The sequence below is a fragment of the Nocardioides acrostichi genome, assembly GCF_015319165.1.
Classification (GTDB): domain Bacteria; phylum Actinomycetota; class Actinomycetes; order Propionibacteriales; family Nocardioidaceae; genus Nocardioides; species Nocardioides acrostichi.
The window spans coordinates 31,360-48,732 of the sequence record NZ_JADIVZ010000015.1 but is presented as its reverse complement, the minus strand read 5'-3'; the positions used below and the strand labels follow the sequence as shown (position 1 = coordinate 48,732).

Annotated in this window: 17 protein-coding genes; 14 read left to right on the top strand and 3 right to left on the bottom strand. The window is 71.9% G+C overall.

Going from position 1 to position 17,373, the window contains the following annotated elements; all coding sequences use genetic code 11:
• The first annotated feature begins 5 nt into the window (after nucleotides 1–5).
• Nucleotides 6–1,886, top strand: a complete 1,881-nt coding sequence (locus tag ISG29_RS19115; RefSeq protein ID WP_194505055.1) for a DUF429 domain-containing protein — start codon at nucleotides 6–8, stop codon at nucleotides 1,884–1,886.
• Here ISG29_RS19115 and ISG29_RS19110 read toward each other — a convergent pair.
• The gene (locus ISG29_RS19110; RefSeq protein WP_194505054.1) at nucleotides 1,814–2,104 is read right to left on the bottom strand and encodes a DUF1330 domain-containing protein; all 291 of its coding nucleotides are present in this window, start codon (nucleotides 2,102–2,104) and stop codon (nucleotides 1,814–1,816) included. The genes ISG29_RS19115 and ISG29_RS19110 overlap by 73 nt on opposite strands.
• Before the next feature lie 28 nt (nucleotides 2,105–2,132).
• Here ISG29_RS19110 and ISG29_RS19105 point away from each other — a divergent pair, with 28 nt between their 5' ends.
• The 7 genes from ISG29_RS19105 (at nucleotide 2,133) to ISG29_RS19075 (ending at nucleotide 9,379) form a co-directional block, all read left to right on the top strand.
• Nucleotides 2,133–3,335, top strand: a complete 1,203-nt coding sequence (locus tag ISG29_RS19105; RefSeq protein WP_194505053.1) for a site-specific DNA-methyltransferase — start codon at nucleotides 2,133–2,135, stop codon at nucleotides 3,333–3,335.
• Nucleotides 3,336–3,414: 79 nt separating this feature from the next.
• A complete protein-coding gene (locus ISG29_RS19100; RefSeq protein WP_194505052.1) occupies nucleotides 3,415–4,152 on the top strand; it encodes an SDR family NAD(P)-dependent oxidoreductase in 738 nt (245 codons plus the stop codon).
• Between the two features lie 7 nt (nucleotides 4,153–4,159).
• Complete coding sequence (locus ISG29_RS19095; RefSeq protein ID WP_194505051.1) at nucleotides 4,160–4,567, top strand: DUF309 domain-containing protein; 408 nt, start codon at nucleotides 4,160–4,162, stop codon at nucleotides 4,565–4,567.
• 36 nt (nucleotides 4,568–4,603) lie between these two features.
• Nucleotides 4,604–5,458 carry an alpha/beta fold hydrolase gene (locus tag ISG29_RS19090; protein WP_194505050.1) on the top strand — a complete coding sequence of 285 codons (855 nt, stop codon included), beginning with the start codon at nucleotides 4,604–4,606 and terminating at the stop codon, nucleotides 5,456–5,458.
• Nucleotides 5,459–5,510: 52 nt separating this feature from the next.
• Nucleotides 5,511–8,033 (top strand): alpha/beta fold hydrolase, encoded by a 2,523-nt coding sequence (locus tag ISG29_RS19085; protein ID WP_194505049.1) that lies wholly within the window; start codon nucleotides 5,511–5,513, stop codon nucleotides 8,031–8,033.
• The gene (locus ISG29_RS19080; RefSeq protein WP_194505048.1) at nucleotides 8,030–8,854 is read left to right on the top strand and encodes an ABC transporter permease; all 825 of its coding nucleotides are present in this window, start codon (nucleotides 8,030–8,032) and stop codon (nucleotides 8,852–8,854) included. The genes ISG29_RS19085 and ISG29_RS19080 overlap by 4 nt, the downstream gene beginning before the upstream one ends.
• 69 nt (nucleotides 8,855–8,923) lie before the next feature.
• The gene (locus ISG29_RS19075; protein ID WP_194505047.1) at nucleotides 8,924–9,379 is read left to right on the top strand and encodes a hypothetical protein; all 456 of its coding nucleotides are present in this window, start codon (nucleotides 8,924–8,926) and stop codon (nucleotides 9,377–9,379) included.
• 17 nt (nucleotides 9,380–9,396) lie between these two features.
• Here ISG29_RS19075 and ISG29_RS19070 read toward each other — a convergent pair whose 3' ends face one another.
• Both ISG29_RS19070 and ISG29_RS19065 read right to left on the bottom strand, forming a co-directional pair.
• Nucleotides 9,397–10,665 carry a DUF1501 domain-containing protein gene (locus tag ISG29_RS19070; RefSeq protein ID WP_207793358.1) on the bottom strand — a complete coding sequence of 423 codons (1,269 nt, stop codon included), beginning with the start codon at nucleotides 10,663–10,665 and terminating at the stop codon, nucleotides 9,397–9,399.
• Nucleotides 10,666–10,693: 28 nt separating this feature from the next.
• A complete protein-coding gene (locus ISG29_RS19065; RefSeq protein ID WP_194505046.1) occupies nucleotides 10,694–12,175 on the bottom strand; it encodes a DUF1800 domain-containing protein in 1,482 nt (493 codons plus the stop codon).
• 152 nt (nucleotides 12,176–12,327) lie between these two features.
• Between ISG29_RS19065 and ISG29_RS19060 the strand changes: the two genes are divergently transcribed.
• The 6 genes from ISG29_RS19060 to ISG29_RS19035 are packed head-to-tail and all read left to right on the top strand — an operon-like array spanning nucleotide 12,328 to nucleotide 17,345.
• Nucleotides 12,328–13,707, top strand: a complete 1,380-nt coding sequence (locus tag ISG29_RS19060; RefSeq protein WP_194505045.1) for a hemolysin family protein — start codon at nucleotides 12,328–12,330, stop codon at nucleotides 13,705–13,707.
• Entirely contained in the window at nucleotides 13,700–14,767 is a 1,068-nt protein-coding gene (locus tag ISG29_RS19055; RefSeq protein ID WP_194505044.1) for a hemolysin family protein, read from the top strand. Before ISG29_RS19060 ends, ISG29_RS19055 begins: the two co-directional genes overlap by 8 nt.
• A gap of 42 nt (nucleotides 14,768–14,809) precedes the next feature.
• Entirely contained in the window at nucleotides 14,810–15,412 is a 603-nt protein-coding gene (locus tag ISG29_RS19050; protein WP_194505043.1) for a CDP-alcohol phosphatidyltransferase family protein, read from the top strand.
• Nucleotides 15,405–16,274: a DUF881 domain-containing protein gene (locus tag ISG29_RS19045; protein ID WP_194505042.1), complete on the top strand. Its 870-nt coding sequence runs from the start codon at nucleotides 15,405–15,407 to the stop codon at nucleotides 16,272–16,274. The genes ISG29_RS19050 and ISG29_RS19045 overlap by 8 nt, the downstream gene beginning before the upstream one ends.
• Nucleotides 16,271–16,603, top strand: coding sequence for a small basic family protein (locus ISG29_RS19040; RefSeq protein ID WP_194505041.1), 333 nt, complete (start codon nucleotides 16,271–16,273; stop codon nucleotides 16,601–16,603). The genes ISG29_RS19045 and ISG29_RS19040 overlap by 4 nt, the downstream gene beginning before the upstream one ends.
• Nucleotides 16,596–17,345 carry a DUF881 domain-containing protein gene (locus ISG29_RS19035; protein WP_194505040.1) on the top strand — a complete coding sequence of 250 codons (750 nt, stop codon included), beginning with the start codon at nucleotides 16,596–16,598 and terminating at the stop codon, nucleotides 17,343–17,345. Before ISG29_RS19040 ends, ISG29_RS19035 begins: the two co-directional genes overlap by 8 nt.
• The last annotated feature ends 28 nt before the right edge of the window (nucleotides 17,346–17,373 follow it).

The window sequence follows — 17,373 nt, the reverse complement described above, 5'->3', positions numbered from 1 at the left end:
GCCGGGTGCACTACGTCGGCATCGACCTCGCCTGGGGCACCAAGCAGCCCACCGGGCTCGCCGTGCTCGACGCCGAGGCCCGGCTGCTGCACGTGTCGACGGTGCGCACCGACGCCGAGATCGAGGCGGGGCTCGGGCCCTTCGTCGAGGGGGAGTGCCTGGTGGGCATCGATGCGCCGATCGTCGTCGAGAACCCCACCGGCTCACGCCCGGCCGAGCAGCAGCTGAGCCGCGACTTCCGCCGCTTCGAGGCCGGCACCCACCCGAGCAACACCGGCAAGCCCGAGTTCGCCGAGGGAACCCGGGCGCGGCGCGTGTGCCGGCTGCTCGGACTCGACCCCGACCCGCGCAGCGGCCGCGCCCGCCGAGCCATCGAGGTCTACCCGCACGCGGCCAGCGTCGTGCTCTTCGACCTGCCCCGCACCCTGAAGTACAAGAACAAGCCCGGCCGCGATCTCGACCTGCTGCGGGCGGAGCTGCTGCGCCTGCTCGGCTATGTCGAGACGGTGGTGGACGTCGACGATCACGCCGACTGGGCCGCGCTGCGCCGCCAGGTGGAGCAGGCGACGCGCAAGAGCCAGCTGCGGGTCGTCGAGGACCAGGTCGACGCCGTGGTGTGCGCCTACGTGGCACTGTTCGCCGACACCCGCCCCGACGAGACCGCCCACTACGGAGACGCCGCCACGGGCTGCATCGTGACCCCGGCGCTGGTCGAGGGCACCGGCGAGCGACGACGGGCCCGCAGCACCGATCCGTCGCAGCGCATCGTCCAGGACGCGGTACGGCGCTACGTCGAGGCGCAGCCGCAGGTCGTCGAAGCCGGTGTCGGCTACGTCGATCTCGTCACCGAGATCCTCGACGAGGCAGGCATCAACTACCTCTCCGTCACCGGACGCACCAAGTCGGTGACCTCCTTCGCCGAGAAGGCCGCGCGACGCGGACTCGACGGCGAGCTGCTGCACCCCGCGCCCTTCACCGACATCACCGACCAGATCGGCGTGCGCGTCATCACCTACGTGCAGAGCGATGTCGCGGCAGTGGCCGACCTGCTCGACGACCAGCTCGTGGTCACCGACGACCGCGACATGGGCCTGGAGACCGCCAGCGAGGGTCGCTTCGGCTACGCCAGCCGGCACCTGCTGGTGGGACTGGACGCCGCACGTGAGGGCCGCGCCGAGCACGCGGCCCTGCGCGAGCAGCGTGCCTCGGTGCAGATCCGCACCGTGCTCCAGCACGCCTGGGCGGAGTTCGAGCACGAGGCGCGCTACAAGGGCAGTGTCCCGGCCGACCTGGCGCCCGACCTCGACCGGCGCTTCACGCTGGCCGCCGGTCTGCTGGAGCTCGCCGACCAGGAGTTCTCCTCGATCCGCGAGCGGCTGCGCGCACCGTCGGGAGCGACGTCCTCCCCCGTGGAGCCGGAGGATCCCCGACTCGACCCGCGCGAGCTCGCAGCGTTCCTGGCCGGCCAGTACGACGACGCAGGGTGGTCGCGCACCGACCACTACGCGTGGATCTCCGGACTGTTGCTCGAGCTCGGCGTCACGAGTCTCGACGAGCTCGCCGAGGTCCTGCGGCGACCGGAGCTGGAGCACCTCAACGAGACGATGGGATACCGGTTCCCCCCGGGGGCGGTGCGTCGGCTCGACGACGCCCTGCTCGCCGTCTACGGGGAGCGCTACCTCGCCTTGCGGGGCAACGCCCCCCCGGCGTCCGCTGCTGGAGCAGAGGTTCGCGCGGCTGCGCCCCGAGCTCGGAGAGGGAGCGCGTCGAGACCCCCACGCAGGCGCGTGATGGACGAGCGACCCGGCCTGGCTCACCCGACCCCGGGCACGATCCTGATCTCACGCACGACCCCGTCACCGAGCGCGGCCAGCGCCTCCGCGTAGGCAGGGGAGTCGTGGCAGGCACGGGCCGCCTCGACGGAGTCGAACTCGATGAGCACGACCCGCTCGGACACGCCTGCCTCGTAGACCTGCTCGGGGGTGCCGCGAGCCAGGAACCGGCCACCCCCGGCGGTGATGGCCGGGCCGGCCAACGCTGCGTAGGCAGCCATCTTCTGCTCGTCGCGGATCTCGAGGTAGCTGCTGATCCAGTACGCGGTCATGGCGGCATCCTCCCGCTACGGTCGGTGCGTGCGAGCGCAGGGGGCCGGCGGGCCGAGTCTGGAGTGGCCGGGCAAGCAGGATGCCGCCGCACGCGCCGAGGAGCCGGTGCTCGGTGAGCTCGTGCACCTGCCGGAGGAGTCCGTCGATGCCGCCACGACGTGCAACGTCGTCGTCGAGGGCGACAACCTGGCGGCTCTCGTGCTCCTGGCCCCCGAGCTCGGCGGGCGGGTGCGGCTCGCCTACATCGACCCGCCCTACAACACCGGGCGCGACCTGGTCTACCGCGACGACGTGTCGCACGCCGACTGGCTCTCGATGATGTACCCGAGGCTGCTCGTGGCCCGCGAGACGCTGGCGGCCGACGGCGTGATCGCGGTGTCGATCGACGACACCGAGGTGGGGCACCTGCGCTTGCTGCTCGACGAGGTGATGGGGGAGCGCAACCTCCTCGCCCACGTGGTGCACAAGGCGCGAGCCTCGGTCTCGAACGACCGGATCGTCTCACGCAGCCATCACCACCTGCTGCTCTACGCCCGCGATCTCGAGCTGCTGGCCACCCGACGCTCCAGCATCGGTCTGGCGCCCGACCTGGAGGGCTTCGCCAACCCCGACGACGACCCTCGCGGCCCGTGGCGCGGGGTGCCGCTCGACGGGCCGGGCGGTGCGCGCAAGCGCAACCCGTTCTATGCCTTCCTCGGGGTGGAGGGGCACTGGCGCTACTCACGAGAGACGATGCAGCGCAAGCACGACGACGGCCTGGTCGTGGCGACCGCACGCGGGCTCCAGCAGAAGTACTTCCTCAGCCAGGCGCAGGCACGGCGGCGCACCGTGACCTCGTGGTGGGACGACATCGGCTACACCTCGACGGCCTCTCGGCGGCTGACCGCGCTCCTCGGCGGCGCGTACTTCGAGGCACCGAAGCCGGTCGCCCTCGTCGAGCGGCTGCTGGAGATGTTCACGGCCACCGAACCGGGCGCGCTCGTCCTCGACTTCTTCGCCGGCAGTGGCACGACGGGGCATGCGGTGATGGCGGCGAACGCGGCCGACGGTGGAACCCGCCGGTTCGTCCTGGTGCAGCTCGACGAGCCGCCGTCGCCCCGCTCGGCCGCCGCGGAGGCCGGCTACACCTCGATCGCCCAGCTCACCCGCGAGCGGCTGCGCCGAGCGGGTGCGATGTACGCGGATGAGGGCGTCGACATCGGGTTCAGGGCGCTGCGCATCGAGCCGTGAAGGGCGAGTCGCCCTCCCCGCCGGGCACTGCGCTCGGGGGCCTGCGATCACGGCCGAGTACGCATGGCAGGGTCGTGGCATGAGCACAGCGATCGTCACCGGCGGCACACGCGGCATCGGCGCAGCCGTCGCCCAACGACTGGCCAGCGCCGGCCACGACCTCGTCCTCGGCTATCGATCCGACGAGGACGCCGCGCAGGCCGTCGCCGAACGGGTGCGAGCCCTGGGGGTGACCTGCACCCTCGTGCGCGCCGACCTCACCACGGACGCCGGTGTAGCCGACCTGTTCGCCGACGTGGCGGGCGATCAGCTGCGTGTGGTGGTCAACAACGCCGGGGCCACGTACCGCTTCGCCCCGCTGGCCGGCACTCCGGCGGAGGAGGTGCGCCGAACCATCGACCTCAACCTGACGTCTGCCGTGCTCGTCGCCCAGCAGGCGGTGCGGTCGATGTCGCGTTCGCGCGGAGGCCAGGGCGGCGTGATCGTCAACATCTCCTCGGGGGCAGCCACGCTGGGCTCACCGGGGGAGTACGTGCACTACGCAGCCGCGAAGGCCGGCGTCGACACCCTCACGCGAGGACTCGGACTCGAGGTCGCGGGGGAGGGCATCCGGGTGGTCGGGGTGGCTCCTGGCCTGATCGACACCGACCTGCACGCCACCACCGGTGACCCCGGACGCGTGGCCCGGATGGCGCCGCAGATCCCGCTCGGCCGCGCGGGTGCGGCGTCCGAGATCGCCGACGCCGTCGCGTGGCTGGCCTCCGACGAGGCCGCCTACGTGACCGCGACGACGCTCCGCGTCGCTGGCGGGCGGTGAGCTGTCGGTGAAGCAGCAGACGCGACCGCGCGATCGGCTCGGGCGGCCGCTGCCCCACGGCAGCGCCGGCGTGGAACCGGTCTCGGAGGAGCCGCTCCCGGCCCACGAGACGATCGTGGCCGCGCGTTCCCTGGTCGAGCGTGGCCGGCAGTTCTCCGCACACGAGGTGCTCGAGGCGCGGTGGAAGGACTGCCCCGACACCGAGCGGCCGCTGTGGCAGGGGCTGGCCCAACTGTGCGTCGGCCTCACCCATCTGGAGCGTGGCAACCCGGTGGGGGCCGAGCGCCTGGTCGAGCGCGGGGTGGGTCGCCTGGGCGCCTACGACGGACCGGTGTACGGCCTGGACCTCGCCGAACTGATCCGCACCGCCCGCGCCTCGGTGCGCGAGGGCGCGGTGCGCCTGTCGGGCTGGTGAGTAGAACACGTTCTAGATCAACGCTAGGTTGAGCTCGTGCACGTGGACTACGAGGACAGCAAGCGAGAGCTCGAGTGCGACTGGGGGGTGCTCCGGTACCACGAGGCGGGCTCGCCCGACGCACCCCCGCTGATCCTGCTGCACGGATCCGGCCCGGGTGTCACCGGCTGGCGCAACTACCGCGGCAACGTGGGCACCTTCGCCGAGCACTTCCACACCTACATCGTGGAGTTCCCCGGCTTCGGGGTCAGCGACTCCGACGGCGGGTTCCCGGTGCTGTCGGCCGGCAAGTCGGTCGTGACGTTCATGCGCGCCCTGGGGCTCGAGAGCGCCCCGATGATCGGCAACTCGATGGGCGGGGTCGTCGGGATCAACCTCGCCATCCGCAAGCCGGAGCTGGTCAGCAAGCTCGTGACCATCGGCGGCGTGGGCCCGAACCTGCTCAGCCCCAGCCCCAGCGAGGGCATCCGGTTGCTCCAGGAGATGGCCGACGCACCCGACCGCGACAAGCTGGTGCGGTGGTTGCGCGCCATGGTCTTCGACCCGGGCGTGGTGACCGACGAACTGATCGAGGAGCGCTGGGAGGCCGCCACCCACCCCGACGCCGCCAAGACTGCGCGCGACATGTACGGCTCGGCTGCCTTCGCGATGCAGCAGCAGTTCCTCGCTGCCAGCGAGGAGCCCCCGTACTGGGCGCGAATGGGCAAGGTGCAGTGCCCGGTGCTGCTCACCTGGGGCCTCGACGACCGCGTCAGCCCGCCCGACATGAGCCTCGCGCCGCTGCGGATGATCCCCGATGCGCAGTTGCACGTGTTCGGCAACTGCGGCCACTGGGTGATGATCGAGGCGAAGGAGGCCTTCGAGAAGGCCGTGCTGGGCTTCCTCTCCTGACGGGGTGGTCGCAGGGCCGGGCCCTGCCCGGGGGGCTGTCACACTGACCCGCATGCGCGCCGCCCGAGCTTTCGCCGCATGGGTCGCGGCGGGTCTGGTGGCGGGAGCTCTCGTCGTGCCGGCGGGCTCGGCCCGCGCCGACGACCCCGGTTCCGTGCACGAGCAGGATCTGCAGGTGTTGGTCGGTCCGGAGGTCGACGGCACCACGGTGAGCCTGGACACCTCAGTCTTCGCCCCCGCCGACGACGCAGGGCGCCACGCAGCGATCGTGCTCGCGCACGGGTTCGGCGGCAGCAAGGACGACCTCACCGACCAGGCGCGCGAGCTCGCCGGTGACGGCTACGTCGTGCTCACCTACACCGCCCGCGGCTTCGGCGACTCCGGCGGGCTGATCCATCTCGACAGCCCGGACTACGAGGTCGCCGACGCCAGCCGGATGATCGACCTGCTGGCCCAGCGCGACGACGTCGAGATGGACGCGCCCGGCGATCCGGTCGTGGGCATCGCCGGCGCGTCCTACGGCGGTGCCCTGGCGCTGCTCACAGCGGGGCTCGACGACCGGGTCGACGCGATCGTGCCGGCAATCACCTGGAACGACCTCGGGCAGGCGCTGTTCCCCGACGGCGTGTTCAAGCAGTGGTGGGCCTCGCTGTTCACCCAGGGCGCCCTCGCGGCGGCGGCGCGAGACGGCGGCTCGTCGAAGCAGGAGCGCAGCCCGGACGGCCTCGAGGACCTGCTCTGCGGCCGGTTCGCCCCCGACGTGTGCCGGCTCTTCCAGCGCGCCACGCGCACGGGCCGGGCCGACGCCGCCGCGCGGCGCTACCTGCGCGCATCGTCGCCGGCGTCCGTGGTCGACGACATCACCGCCCCGACGCTGTTGGTGCAGGGCGAGCAGGACTCCTTGTTCGGTCTCGACCAGGCCGATCGCACGGCTCGGGCGCTCGCCGACGCCGGCGTCCCGGTCGCCGTGCGCTGGATCGACGGTGGCCACGACGGCGGCGCCGGGCTGACCGGACAGAGTGCCGGCACCGGCGCCGAGGACTGGTTCGACCACTATCTGCGCGGGGGGCCAGACCCCGGCACGGCGTTCCGGCTCGCGCTACCGGCACCGGCCCTCGGCGCCACAGACCCGGACGAGGTCCAGGCGCCCGACTACTTCGAGCGTGACCTCACCGGCCTGCGCCTCGGCGGCCGGGACCAGCCGGTGCTCGCCCCGGCCGGCGGTGAACCGGCGGCCATCACCTCGATTCCCGGCACCGGCCCGCTCCTGGGTCAGGCCGTCACCGCCTCCGGCCAGGGGCTCGCGCTCGCGGCGCTGCCCGGTCAGAGCGCCACCTTCGACAGCGAGCCCGTGCGCAGCCCGATGACCGTCGCCGGCGCGCCCACGGTGCAGCTGTCGATCACCTCCAGCACGACCGACGCCGTGCTGTTCGCGTCGGCGTGGATCGTCGACGCCGATGGGCGGGCGAGCCTGCCGCGGCAACTCGTCGCGCCGATGCGGCTGTCGGGCATCGTGCCGGGGGCCGCGCAGAGGGTCGAGGTGACGCTGCCCGCGTCGGCGTACCGGCTCGAGCCCGGGCAGCGGATGCGCGTGGTGGTCAGCGCGACCGACCTCGGCTTCGCCGTGCCGGACGACGCCCGGGTCTACCGAGTGGGCCTCGCCGATTCCACGCTGACCCTGCCCACCGTGCGCACCGTGCCGGTCGGCGGTGGGCCCTCGGTGCCGGTGCCGCTTCTCGTCGCACTCGGCCTGGCCGTGCTCCTGGCCCTGGTTGCGGGGCTGGTCGGGCGGCGTCGTGCCCGGTCCGGCACGGTACCGGTCGGGAACGCTGCGGTGCTCGAGGTCGACGGGCTGGTGAAGGAGTACCGCAACGGATTCCGTGCGGTCGACGGCGTCAGTTGGCGGGCCGAACGCGGCCAGGTGCTCGGTCTGCTCGGGCCGAATGGAGCGGGCAAGACCACGACGATGCGCATGCTGGTCGGACTCATCCGCAGCGACAGCGGCGAGGTGCGGGTGCTCGGGCAGCGGGTCACCCCCGGTGCCCCCGTCCTGCGGGAGGTCGGGTGTCTCATCGAGGGCCCCGGGCATCTGCCACACCTCACGGGCCGCGCCAACCTGGCGGCGTACTGGGCCGCCACCGGGCGGCCGGTGGCCGAGGCCGGGTTGGAGGAGGCCCTGCAGATCGCAGATCTCGGGGCCGCCGCCGACCGGCCGGTGCGCTCCTACAGCCACGGTATGCGTCAACGCCTCGGCATCGCCCAGGCGATGCTCGGCCTGCCCGAGCTGTTGCTGCTCGACGAGCCCACGAACGGCCTCGACCCGACTCAGATCCGCGGCCTGCGCAGCGTGCTCCAGCGCTATGCCGACGCCGGCCGGACCGTCGTCGTCTCGAGCCACCTGCTCGGTGAGGTGGAGCAGACGTGCACACACGTCGTCGTCATGCACCGCGGCCGGGTCGTGCTCACCGGCGCCGTGGACGAGCTGGTGGCCGGGGACGGCGAGGCGCGTCGGCATCTGGAGGAGATCTTCATGGGCCTGGTGGGCGACGACCCGACGGCGCAGGTGACGCGATGACCGACCCCAGACGACGAGCACTGCCGCTGCGGGCCGAGCTGCGCCGTCAGCTCACCCGCCGGCGCACCCGGGTCACGGCCGCCCTGCTGGCTGCACTGCCGCTCCTGCTCGTCGGGGCCTTCGCTCTCGGGGACGACGATCCCGGCGCCGCGCCGACGTTCGTCGACCTGGCCCAGGTGGGCGCGGCCAACCTGACGGTCTTCACGCTCTACGCGAGCGCTGGCTTCCTGCTGCCCGTCGTGGTGGCGCTCGTTGCCGGCGATGCCGTGCCGTCCGAGGCCAGCTGGGGCACCCTGCGCTACCTGCTCACCGCGCCGGTACCGCGTGGGCGGCTGCTGCGCGCCAAGCTGTTCGTCGCGGCAGCGAGCAGCCTCGTCGTCCTCGTCGGGCTGGCCGCCTGGACCCTGCTCGTGGGCCTGGTGGCCTACGGGGGCGCCGGCTACCGCGACCCGACGGGGGCGCGGCTGGACTGGTCGGCCTTCGCGCCGCGACTGCTGGTCTCGGTGCTCGTGCTGTGGGTGCTGCTGGGCTTCGTCGCGGGCCTCTCCTTCCTGGTCGGCGTCGTCACCGACGCGCCACTGGGAGCGGTCGGCAGCGCCGTGCTCGCGACGGTGCTCTCGAGCATCCTCGACAGCATCAGTGCCCTGGGTTCGCTGCGCCAGGCGCTCCCCACGCACTATCTCTTCGCGTGGGGCCAGTTGCTGCGCCCCGACCCCGACGTCGAAGAGGTGCTCACCGGATGCCTGTGGTCCCTGCTCTACGCCACCGTCCTCCTGACGGCGGCCTTCTGGCACTTCGGACGCAAGGACGTCCTCAGCTGACGTAAACTCCTGAGATCGGACTGAGGGGTGGGGGTGTCTCCTCAGGTTGGGACAGTGCATGCTGCTCGCATGACGATCCTCTCGCGCACCACCCGTCCCGCCGCGCTCCTCTCGGCCACCCTGCTCGCGGCCAGCCTGGGCCTGGCCGGTTGCGGCAACTCCACCGACGCCTATTGCGACCAGCTCAAGGAGTCCAAGAGCACGCTGAACTCGCTGGACTCCAGCGACGCCGACATCGACAAGGCCTTCGACACGTTCGAGAAGCTCGGCGACGAGGCCCCCGACGAGGTGGCCGATGACTGGGACACCCTGAACGAGGGCGTCGACAAGTTCCAAGAGGCGCTCGACGACGCGGGGGTCGACACGAGCGACCTCAGCAATCTCGACCCGAGCACCATCGACTCCGACAAGCTCGAGGAGCTCGAGGCGGCCAGTCAGGAGCTGAGCGACTCCAAGTACCAAGACGCCCTCCAGAACATCGAGGAGCACGCCAAGGAGGAGTGCAACGTCGACCTGGAGGACTGAGCCGCACGCCCGAGGGCTCAGGCTCCCATGAACCCCACCGGGGAGTAGGACAGCCCCGGGAAGACGCGGGAGAGTGACGCGGCGGGGAACCGCCGTGTCACGATCTCGCCCAGTACCTGCCGGTAGTCGGTGGTGACGAGCAGGTCGGCGTCCAACGTGGCGGCGAGTCCTGGGAAGGTGCCGTAGTAGCGGCCGCCGGCCACCCCGGCACCGGCCACGAACATCACGTTGCCGTAGCCGTGGTCGAGCCCGTAGTTGTCGTTCTCCGCCACCCGGCGACCGAACTCGCTCATCGTCACCAGGGTCACGCGGTCCGCCACCCGCCCGAGGTCGGCGAAGAAGGCGGCGATGGCCGCGGCCCACTCACCGGCGTTGGTGCCCATCCGGCCCCATTCCAAGGTGCCGAGACCGGAGTGCATGTCCCAGTCGCCGTGGTCGACCGTGAACACCTCGACGCCGACGTCGGCCTTGATGGTGCGCGCGACGTCGGCCAGCGCCTGCGCGAGATCGCTGCGGGGGTAGGACCCGGAGGTGTCGGGCACGGCTCGCGCCGGGGAGAAGCCGTCGACGGCGCTGAACGTCTCGCCCATACCGCGAGCGAGCAGTCCCTTGGCGTCGGTGCCGGAGTGCCGAGACCACAGTGTCTCGAGCGAGGAGCGGCGTCCACCGGTGTCGTACTGGTCCTGGCCGGTGATCTTGACGTCGTCGACGCTGCGGGTGGCGAACGTGGGCGCAGGGCCGAAGAGCGCGGTCGAGGGAAGCGTCTCACCCATGTGCACCGCTTGCAGCGGGGAGTCGCCGGGGGTGAGGCCCACGACCCGGTTCAGCCAGCCCTCGCGCACCGTCGAGCCCGGGTTGGCGTCCTCCACCTCCTCCATGGCCGAGAAGTGCGAGCGGTTCGGCGCGGCCAGTCCGGTCGCGTGCACGGCGGCGAGACGGCCGCCGTTCCACAGCGGCAGCAGCGGCGCCAGGGCCGGGTGCAGGCCGTAGAAGGCGTCGGCGGCGATGAGGCGCTCGCGTGGCACACCGATCCGTGGGCGGGCCGCGTAGTACACCGGGTCGCCGTGCGGCACGACCAGCGACAGCCCGTCGGCGGCGCCGCGCATGGAGAGCACGACCAGCACCGATCCGCTGGACCCCTCGGTGGCGGAGGCGGGAGCGGCGGTGACGACGGCCGAGCCGAAGGTCGCGGCGCCGCCGGCCAGGGCCAGCCCGCGCAGGACCCCGCGCCGGGTCAGCCGTGCCATCTCCTCGCAGCACGGCTGCGGGGCACTCGGGTCGGGCATCGGGTTCTCCTCTCGGGTCGACGGCTCGTCAGCGGGTCAGGTGCTCGGGGCTGTCGAGCAGAGTGCCGATGAGCCAGTGGAAGCGCCACCTGACCACCGGGTGCTGGTAGGTGATGACGTCACGGGGGCCGACGTCGCACGCCTGGCAGCAGGCTTGGAGCAGCGCCGCGGTCGAGGTCTGACCGAGCAGCTGGCGGCACATGTGGTCGACGAGCTTGTCGAAGCGGATCCGGCGCCGTGGCATCCATGCGCGGGGCCCGCGGTAGTGCACGCCCTCCTTGGGCCACCATCCGCCGGCCAGGCTCCAGTGCATGGTCATCGAGCTGGTGAGGCGAGACGGTGTCGCCCAGGAGGCGTTGTCGAGCGGCTGGCCGTCGGGGCGCGGCCACGCGAAGGGCGCGGTGCCGAGCGTGGTCGACTGCCACAGCACGGCGTTCGCCCCGTAGGGGTCACCCGCCGACCCGGCCGGGGGAGCGGCGAATCGCACCCGCAGCGCGCGGTAGGAGGCCGCGACGTCCTCGCCGGGGTCGCGCACCTTCTGCCCCTCGGCGGACCGGAAGGCGGGGTGGCGCACGAGGGCACGCAGCACGGGCTTGATCTGAGTGTCGCCGGCCAGGTAGACGCTCGCCAGCTCGTCGACCAGCTGCTGGGGCGGATCGTCGGTGACGAACTTGACGGCGAGCTTGCGCGCGACGCGCTGGGCCGTGGCGGGCTGGTGGGCCAGGTAGTCGAGGTAGCGCAGGGTCAGCGCACGTCCGTCGGAGCCCGCGTTCGGGTCGGTGAACCCGAGTACCTGGACCGACCCGGTCCAGTGGTCCTCGGCGTTGTAGCGGGCGGCGAACGAGCGGAAACGGTCCACGCTCCACCCGGTCAGGATGCGCGAGGAGTTCTTGACGTCGTCCTCGTCGTAGTGCCCGACACCGACCGTGTGCAGCTCGAGCAGCTCACGGCCCAGGTTCTCGTTGGGATGGTCCTTGGTCGAGACCGCTGCGTCGAGGTAGAGCAGCATGGCCGGATGGGTGACGGCCGCCTGGAGCAGCTGGGAGAACGAGCCCAGCGCATGCCGGCGGAGCACGTCGCCGTAGTTGCGCCGCCAGGTGTAGACGAGGTCGGCGTTCACCGGGACGTTGAAGTGGTTCTCCCAGAGCTCGGTCATCACCTCGAGCACCTGCCGGCGCGAGTGGATGCGCCGCATGAGGACGGCTCGCTGATAGTCGCCCATGACCTCCCAGCCGCCCTCGACGCCATCGCGGCTGCGCTCCCAGATCTCCTGCGGCCCGCGGTCCAGGCTGGGCCACCACCCGCTCTTGTCGCCCTGCTTGTCGGGCACCCGACGCGGGTCGAGCTGCTGCTCGAACCAGTCCGATCCGCCGCCGGCGCGCTTGACCTGGCGGGTCAGGGTCGGGGTGAGGCCGTAGCTGAAGCGGCGCAGCAGGTGGCGATCCCGCGGCTTGAGGACGGGGGCCCCCTGGGGGTAGCGCGCCGGTCGGTAGCCCATGGAGCGTCCCATCGGCTCCGCCCGCCCGAGCCTGAGTCGTTGCTGAGACCTATATGCTCTCCAGCACCGAGGTCCGGAACCGACGAGACCCCGACGCGAAGGACGTGCACCGCCCCGATGGACGGCTCCGACAGTAGTCGGCTCTCCCCTCTGGGAGAGCGCCCATGACCGCCTTGCTCCTCCTCCTGGCCGCGCTGCTGCTGATCGCGGCCTGCGGCCTCTTCGTGGCGGCCGAGTTCGCCCTCGTCACCGTCGACCGGTCCACGGTCGAGCGCGCCGCGGCCGCCGGGGACGCCGGTGCCGGCGGCGTGCAGAGCGCATTGCAGACGCTCTCGACGCAGCTCTCCGGGGCGCAGGTCGGCATCACCGTCACCAACCTGGCGATCGGCTACCTGGCCGAGCCGGCCATCGCGACGCTGCTGCATGACCCGCTCACCGCCGCCGGTCTGGCCGAGGGCGTGGTCGCGCCGCTGAGCCTGGCCCTCGGTTTCGGCATCAGCACCGTGCTCACCATGCTGTTCGGCGAGCTGGTGCCGAAGAACCTGGCCATCGCCCTGCCCTACCCCACGGCCCGGGCCACCCAGCGTCCGATGCGGCTCTTCACCGCCGTCAACCGACCGGTCATCCGGGTGCTCAACGGCTCGGCCAATGCCTTGGTGCGCCGGCTCGGCATCGAACCGCAGGAGGAACTGCGCTCGGCGCGCAGCTCCACCGAGCTGGCCTCGTTGATCTCGCGGTCGGCCCACGAGGGCACTCTCGACGCCGAGACCGCCGAGCTGATGGAGCGCTCGGTGGAGTTCGGCACGCGTACGGCCGGCGAGATCATGACCCCGCGGGTGCGCACTCGCACCCTCGAGCTCGGCGACCGCGCCCAGGCTGTGCTCGATCTCGCCCGCGAGTCCGGTCTCTCCCGGTTCCCGGTGCTCGACGACGACGACAACGTGGCCGGCACCGTGCACGTGAAGCACGCGGTGGCGCTGCCGCTGCACGAACGGGCCACCACGAAGGTCAAGCACCTCATGGCCAAGCCGATCGTCGTGCCCGACTCGATGCGCCTCGACCCGCTCCTCCAGCTGCTGCGCGAGGACGGCTTCCAGATGGCGATCGTGCTCGACGAGTACGGCGGCCACGCGGGCATCGTGACGCTCGAGGACGTCATCGAGGAGATCGTCGGCGACATCGCCGACGAGCACGACCGGCTCGGCTCACGGGCCCGCAAGCGCCGCGACGGCTCCTGGCTCGTCTCCGGCCTGCTCCGTCCCGACGAGGTCGAGGACGCCACCGGCATCGACCTGCCGACGTCCGACGACTACGACACCGTGGGCGGCCTGGTGATGCAGGTGCTGGGTCGGGTACCCGAGACCGGCGACATCGCTGAGATCCCCGTACCCGACCGCAGCGATGACGACGAGGTGCGCGAGCATCTCGCGGTGCTGACGGTCGAGCACATGGACGGGCTCCGGGTCGACCGGGTGTCGCTGCGCCTGCTGTTGGGCGACGACCCGGCCAGCGCCGCCGCGGGGGAGGTGCGGACCCGTGGGTGACCTCACCGGCGTCTTCGTCGCCGTCCTGCTGCTCGCCTTCAACGCCTTCTTCGTCGGGGCGGAGTTCGCCTTGGTCTCGGCCCGCCGTAGCCAGATCGAGCCGCGGGCCCACGAGGGCTCGCGGATGGCCCGCACGACGCTGCGGGCCATGGAGAACGTGTCGCTGATGATGGCCGGCGCCCAGCTCGGCATCACCATCTGCTCGGTCGGACTCGGTGCCGTCGGCGAACCGGCCGTGGCGCACCTCATCCAGCCGGGTTTCGAGGCGTTGGGCGTGCCCGAGCAACTGCTGCACCCGGTGGCCTTCGTCATCGCGCTCGCGCTCGTGGTCTTCCTCCACGTCGTGTTCGGAGAGATGGTGCCCAAGAACATCGCCATCGCCGGCCCCGACCGGGCCGCCCTCGTGCTGGGCCCACCGATGCTCGGCGTCGTGACCGTGCTGAAGCCGATCATCGTGTCGCTCAACGCCGTGGCGAACGGCACCCTGCGGCTGATGCGCATCGAGCCTCGTGACGAGGTCGCTTCGGCGTTCACGCGCGAGGAGGTCGCCGCGCTCATGGAGGAGTCCCGCGGCGAGGGTCTGCTCCGCGAAGACGAGTACGACCGGCTCGCAGGGGCGCTGGGCTTCACCGAGAAGAGCGTCGAGGCGGTGCTGCTGCCGACGGCCTCGCTGGCGACGGTGCAGCGCGGCGCGAGCGCCGCGGACGTCGAGGCGGTGTGCGCCGCCACGGGGTTCAGCCGGTTCCCGGTGACCGACGAGGCCGGCGAGCTCGTCGGCTACCTCCACATCAAGGACGTCCTCGAGCCCGACGAGCAGCGCCGGTCACGTGCGCTGGACGACAAGTGGATTCGCCCGTTCGCCACGGTGCGCCTCGACGACGCCCTGCACGAGGCGCTCGAGCGCCTCCAGGCGCGTGGCGCCCACCTGGCCCGGGTGGTCTCGCCCGACGGTGAGACCCTGGGCCTGGCGACCCTCGAGGACGTCATCGAGGAGCTCATCGGGGAGATCCGCGACGCGGCGCACCACGACCAGTCGGCCGGCGAGGCCGTCGGCCGCTAGGGTGAGCCCAGGTCGACCCCGGACGGTGAAGTGCAGGTAGCGGTGAGCGAGGACGCAACGCGCGTGGCGCGGGTGTGGACGATCCCGAACCTGCTCAGTGGTCTCCGGTTGCTCGGCGTGCCCGTCTTCTTGTGGCTGGTGCTGGTGCCGAAGGCCGACGGCTGGGCGCTGGGCCTCCTGGTGGCCAGCGGCGTCACCGACTACCTCGACGGCTGGCTCGCCCGCCGACTCGACCAGACCTCGATGCTCGGGCAGGTGCTCGACCCCGTCGCCGACCGGCTCTACATCCTGGCGGTCGTGGTGGGGCTGGCCTTGCGCGATGTCATCCCCTGGTGGCTGGCGGTCTCCCTGCCGCTGCGCGACGCCCTCATGTGGGGGCTGGTGCCGCTGCTGCGGACTCGTGGCTACAGCTCCCTGCCGGTGCACTTCCTCGGGAAGGCCGCCACCTTCAACCTCCTCTACGCCTTCCCGCTGCTGCTACTGGGGGAGGGGCAGGGCACGGTCGCGTCGCTGGCGACCGTCTTCGGCTGGGCCTTCGCGCTGTGGGGTGTCGGTCTGTACTGGTGGGCCGGCGTGCTCTACGCCTGGCAGGTGCGGCGCCTGCTGCACACCACCCGCCACGTCCGGGCGGTCGACCATGTCTGAGCACCTGCCGGCACGAGTCACCACGCCGCTGCTGACCCTCATCACCCAGCAGTCCCTCGACGAGGACTATGCGCTGGTGGCGCGACGGCGCGAGGAGCGCGGCGAGTCCGTCGCCTCGCGCCGTGACGCGCCCGCGCACCGCGTGGCGGCCCTGGCGGGTGCGGCGATCGGGCTGCTGGTCGCGACTGCGGCCGTCCAGACCGCGCAGGACTCCGACGAGACCCAGGCCAGCCGCACCGAGCTGGTGCAGCGCGTGATGGACCGCCGCGACACCGTGACCGCACTCCAGGACTCCATCCTGCGACTGCGCGACAAGGTGGCCCGCCGTGACCGGCGTCTGAGCGCCGTCACCGCCTCGGTGGTCACCGAGCAGAGCCGTGTCCGACGGCTCGAGGTGAGCACCGGCTACCTCGCAGTGTCGGGCCCGGGGGTCAAGATCACGGTGACCGACGGCCCCGGCCCCGACGACGAGGTGCGCTCCAGCGAGCTGCGCCCGTTGGTGAACGGACTCTGGGAGGCCGGCGCCGAGGCCATCTCGATCAACGGTCAACGCCTCACGACCCTGACCTCCATCGTCAACTCCGGCGAGGTCATCCGGGTCAACCAGCAGGCGATCAGCACCCCCTACGTGGTGTCCGCGATCGGCGACCGACGTACCCTTCAGGCGAACCTGCTCGAGAGTCAGGGCGGCCAGAGCTTCGCGACGGCAGTGAGTGCCTTCGGTTTCGGCTTCGAGATGTCCGACGCCGAGCGCCTCGCGCTGCCGGAGGCGGCGCGGACGCCGCTGCGACACGCCAGCGCCCTGGTCGCCGACGACAGCGGTGGCCACCAGATCGACCCGGCCCAGGAGGACGCACCATGATCGCCGTCCTGGGGCTCGTCGCGGGCATCGTGCTCGGGCTGGTGTTCCGTCCCGACGTGCCGCCGACGCTCGAGCCGTACCTGCCGATCGCCGTGGTGGCGGCGCTCGACGCGGTCTTCGGCGCGCTGCGCGCCTACCTCGACCGGATCTTCGACGACAAGGTCTTCGTGGTCTCGTTCGTCAGCAACGTGGTCATCGCCGCGGGCATCGTCTGGCTCGGTGACCAGCTCGGTGTCGGCGGCCAGCTCCAGACCGGCGTCATCGTCGTGCTCGGCATCCGGATCTTCTCCAACGTGGCCGCCATCAGAAGGCACCTCTTCCATGCCTGAGCCGACGCCCGAGCAGGAGCCGCAGAGCACGGCCCGCCGGATCCTGACCTCGCTGCGACGTCCCGGACGTCGCCAGCTGGTCGTGGGCGTCGTGTTGGCCATCGTGTCCTTCGGCGTCGTCACCCAGATCCGGGCGGCCGGGGCCGACGACACCTACGCCGGCTATCGCGAGCAGGATCTCGTCGACGTGCTCTCGGGTCTCGCCGGTGCCAGCCGTCGGGCTCGCTCGGAGATCTCCCGACTCGAGGACACCCGCGACCAGCTCGTCTCCGACCAGGACGCCGAGAAGGCCGCCCTCGAGCAGGCGACCAAGGAGGGCGACACGCTGAGCATCCTCGCCGGCCAGGTGCCCGTCACGGGCCCCGGCATCCGGATCACGATCAAGGAGGTGACCGGGCGGGTGAGCGTCGAGACGATGGTCGACATGATCCAGGGGCTCCGCAACGCCGGCGCCGAGGCGATCCAGGTCAACGGCACGGTGCGGCTGATCGCCCAGAGCTCCTTCACAGCCACCGACGCCGGCCTGCTCGTCGACGGTCAGCAGCTCTCGGCGCCCTACGTCGTCGACGTGATCGGCGATGCCAGCAGCCTGACCGGGGCGATGAGCATCCTCGACGGTCCCCGGGTGGCGCTGCAGTCCGACGGCGCCGACGTGCAGATCGAACAGCTCGCGTCTCTCGACATCGAGGCCGTGCGGCAACCGGTCGAACCGGAGTTCGCCCAGCCCGACGACGCGCAGTAGCCTCTCCCTGCCGCTCATGTGCTCCCCC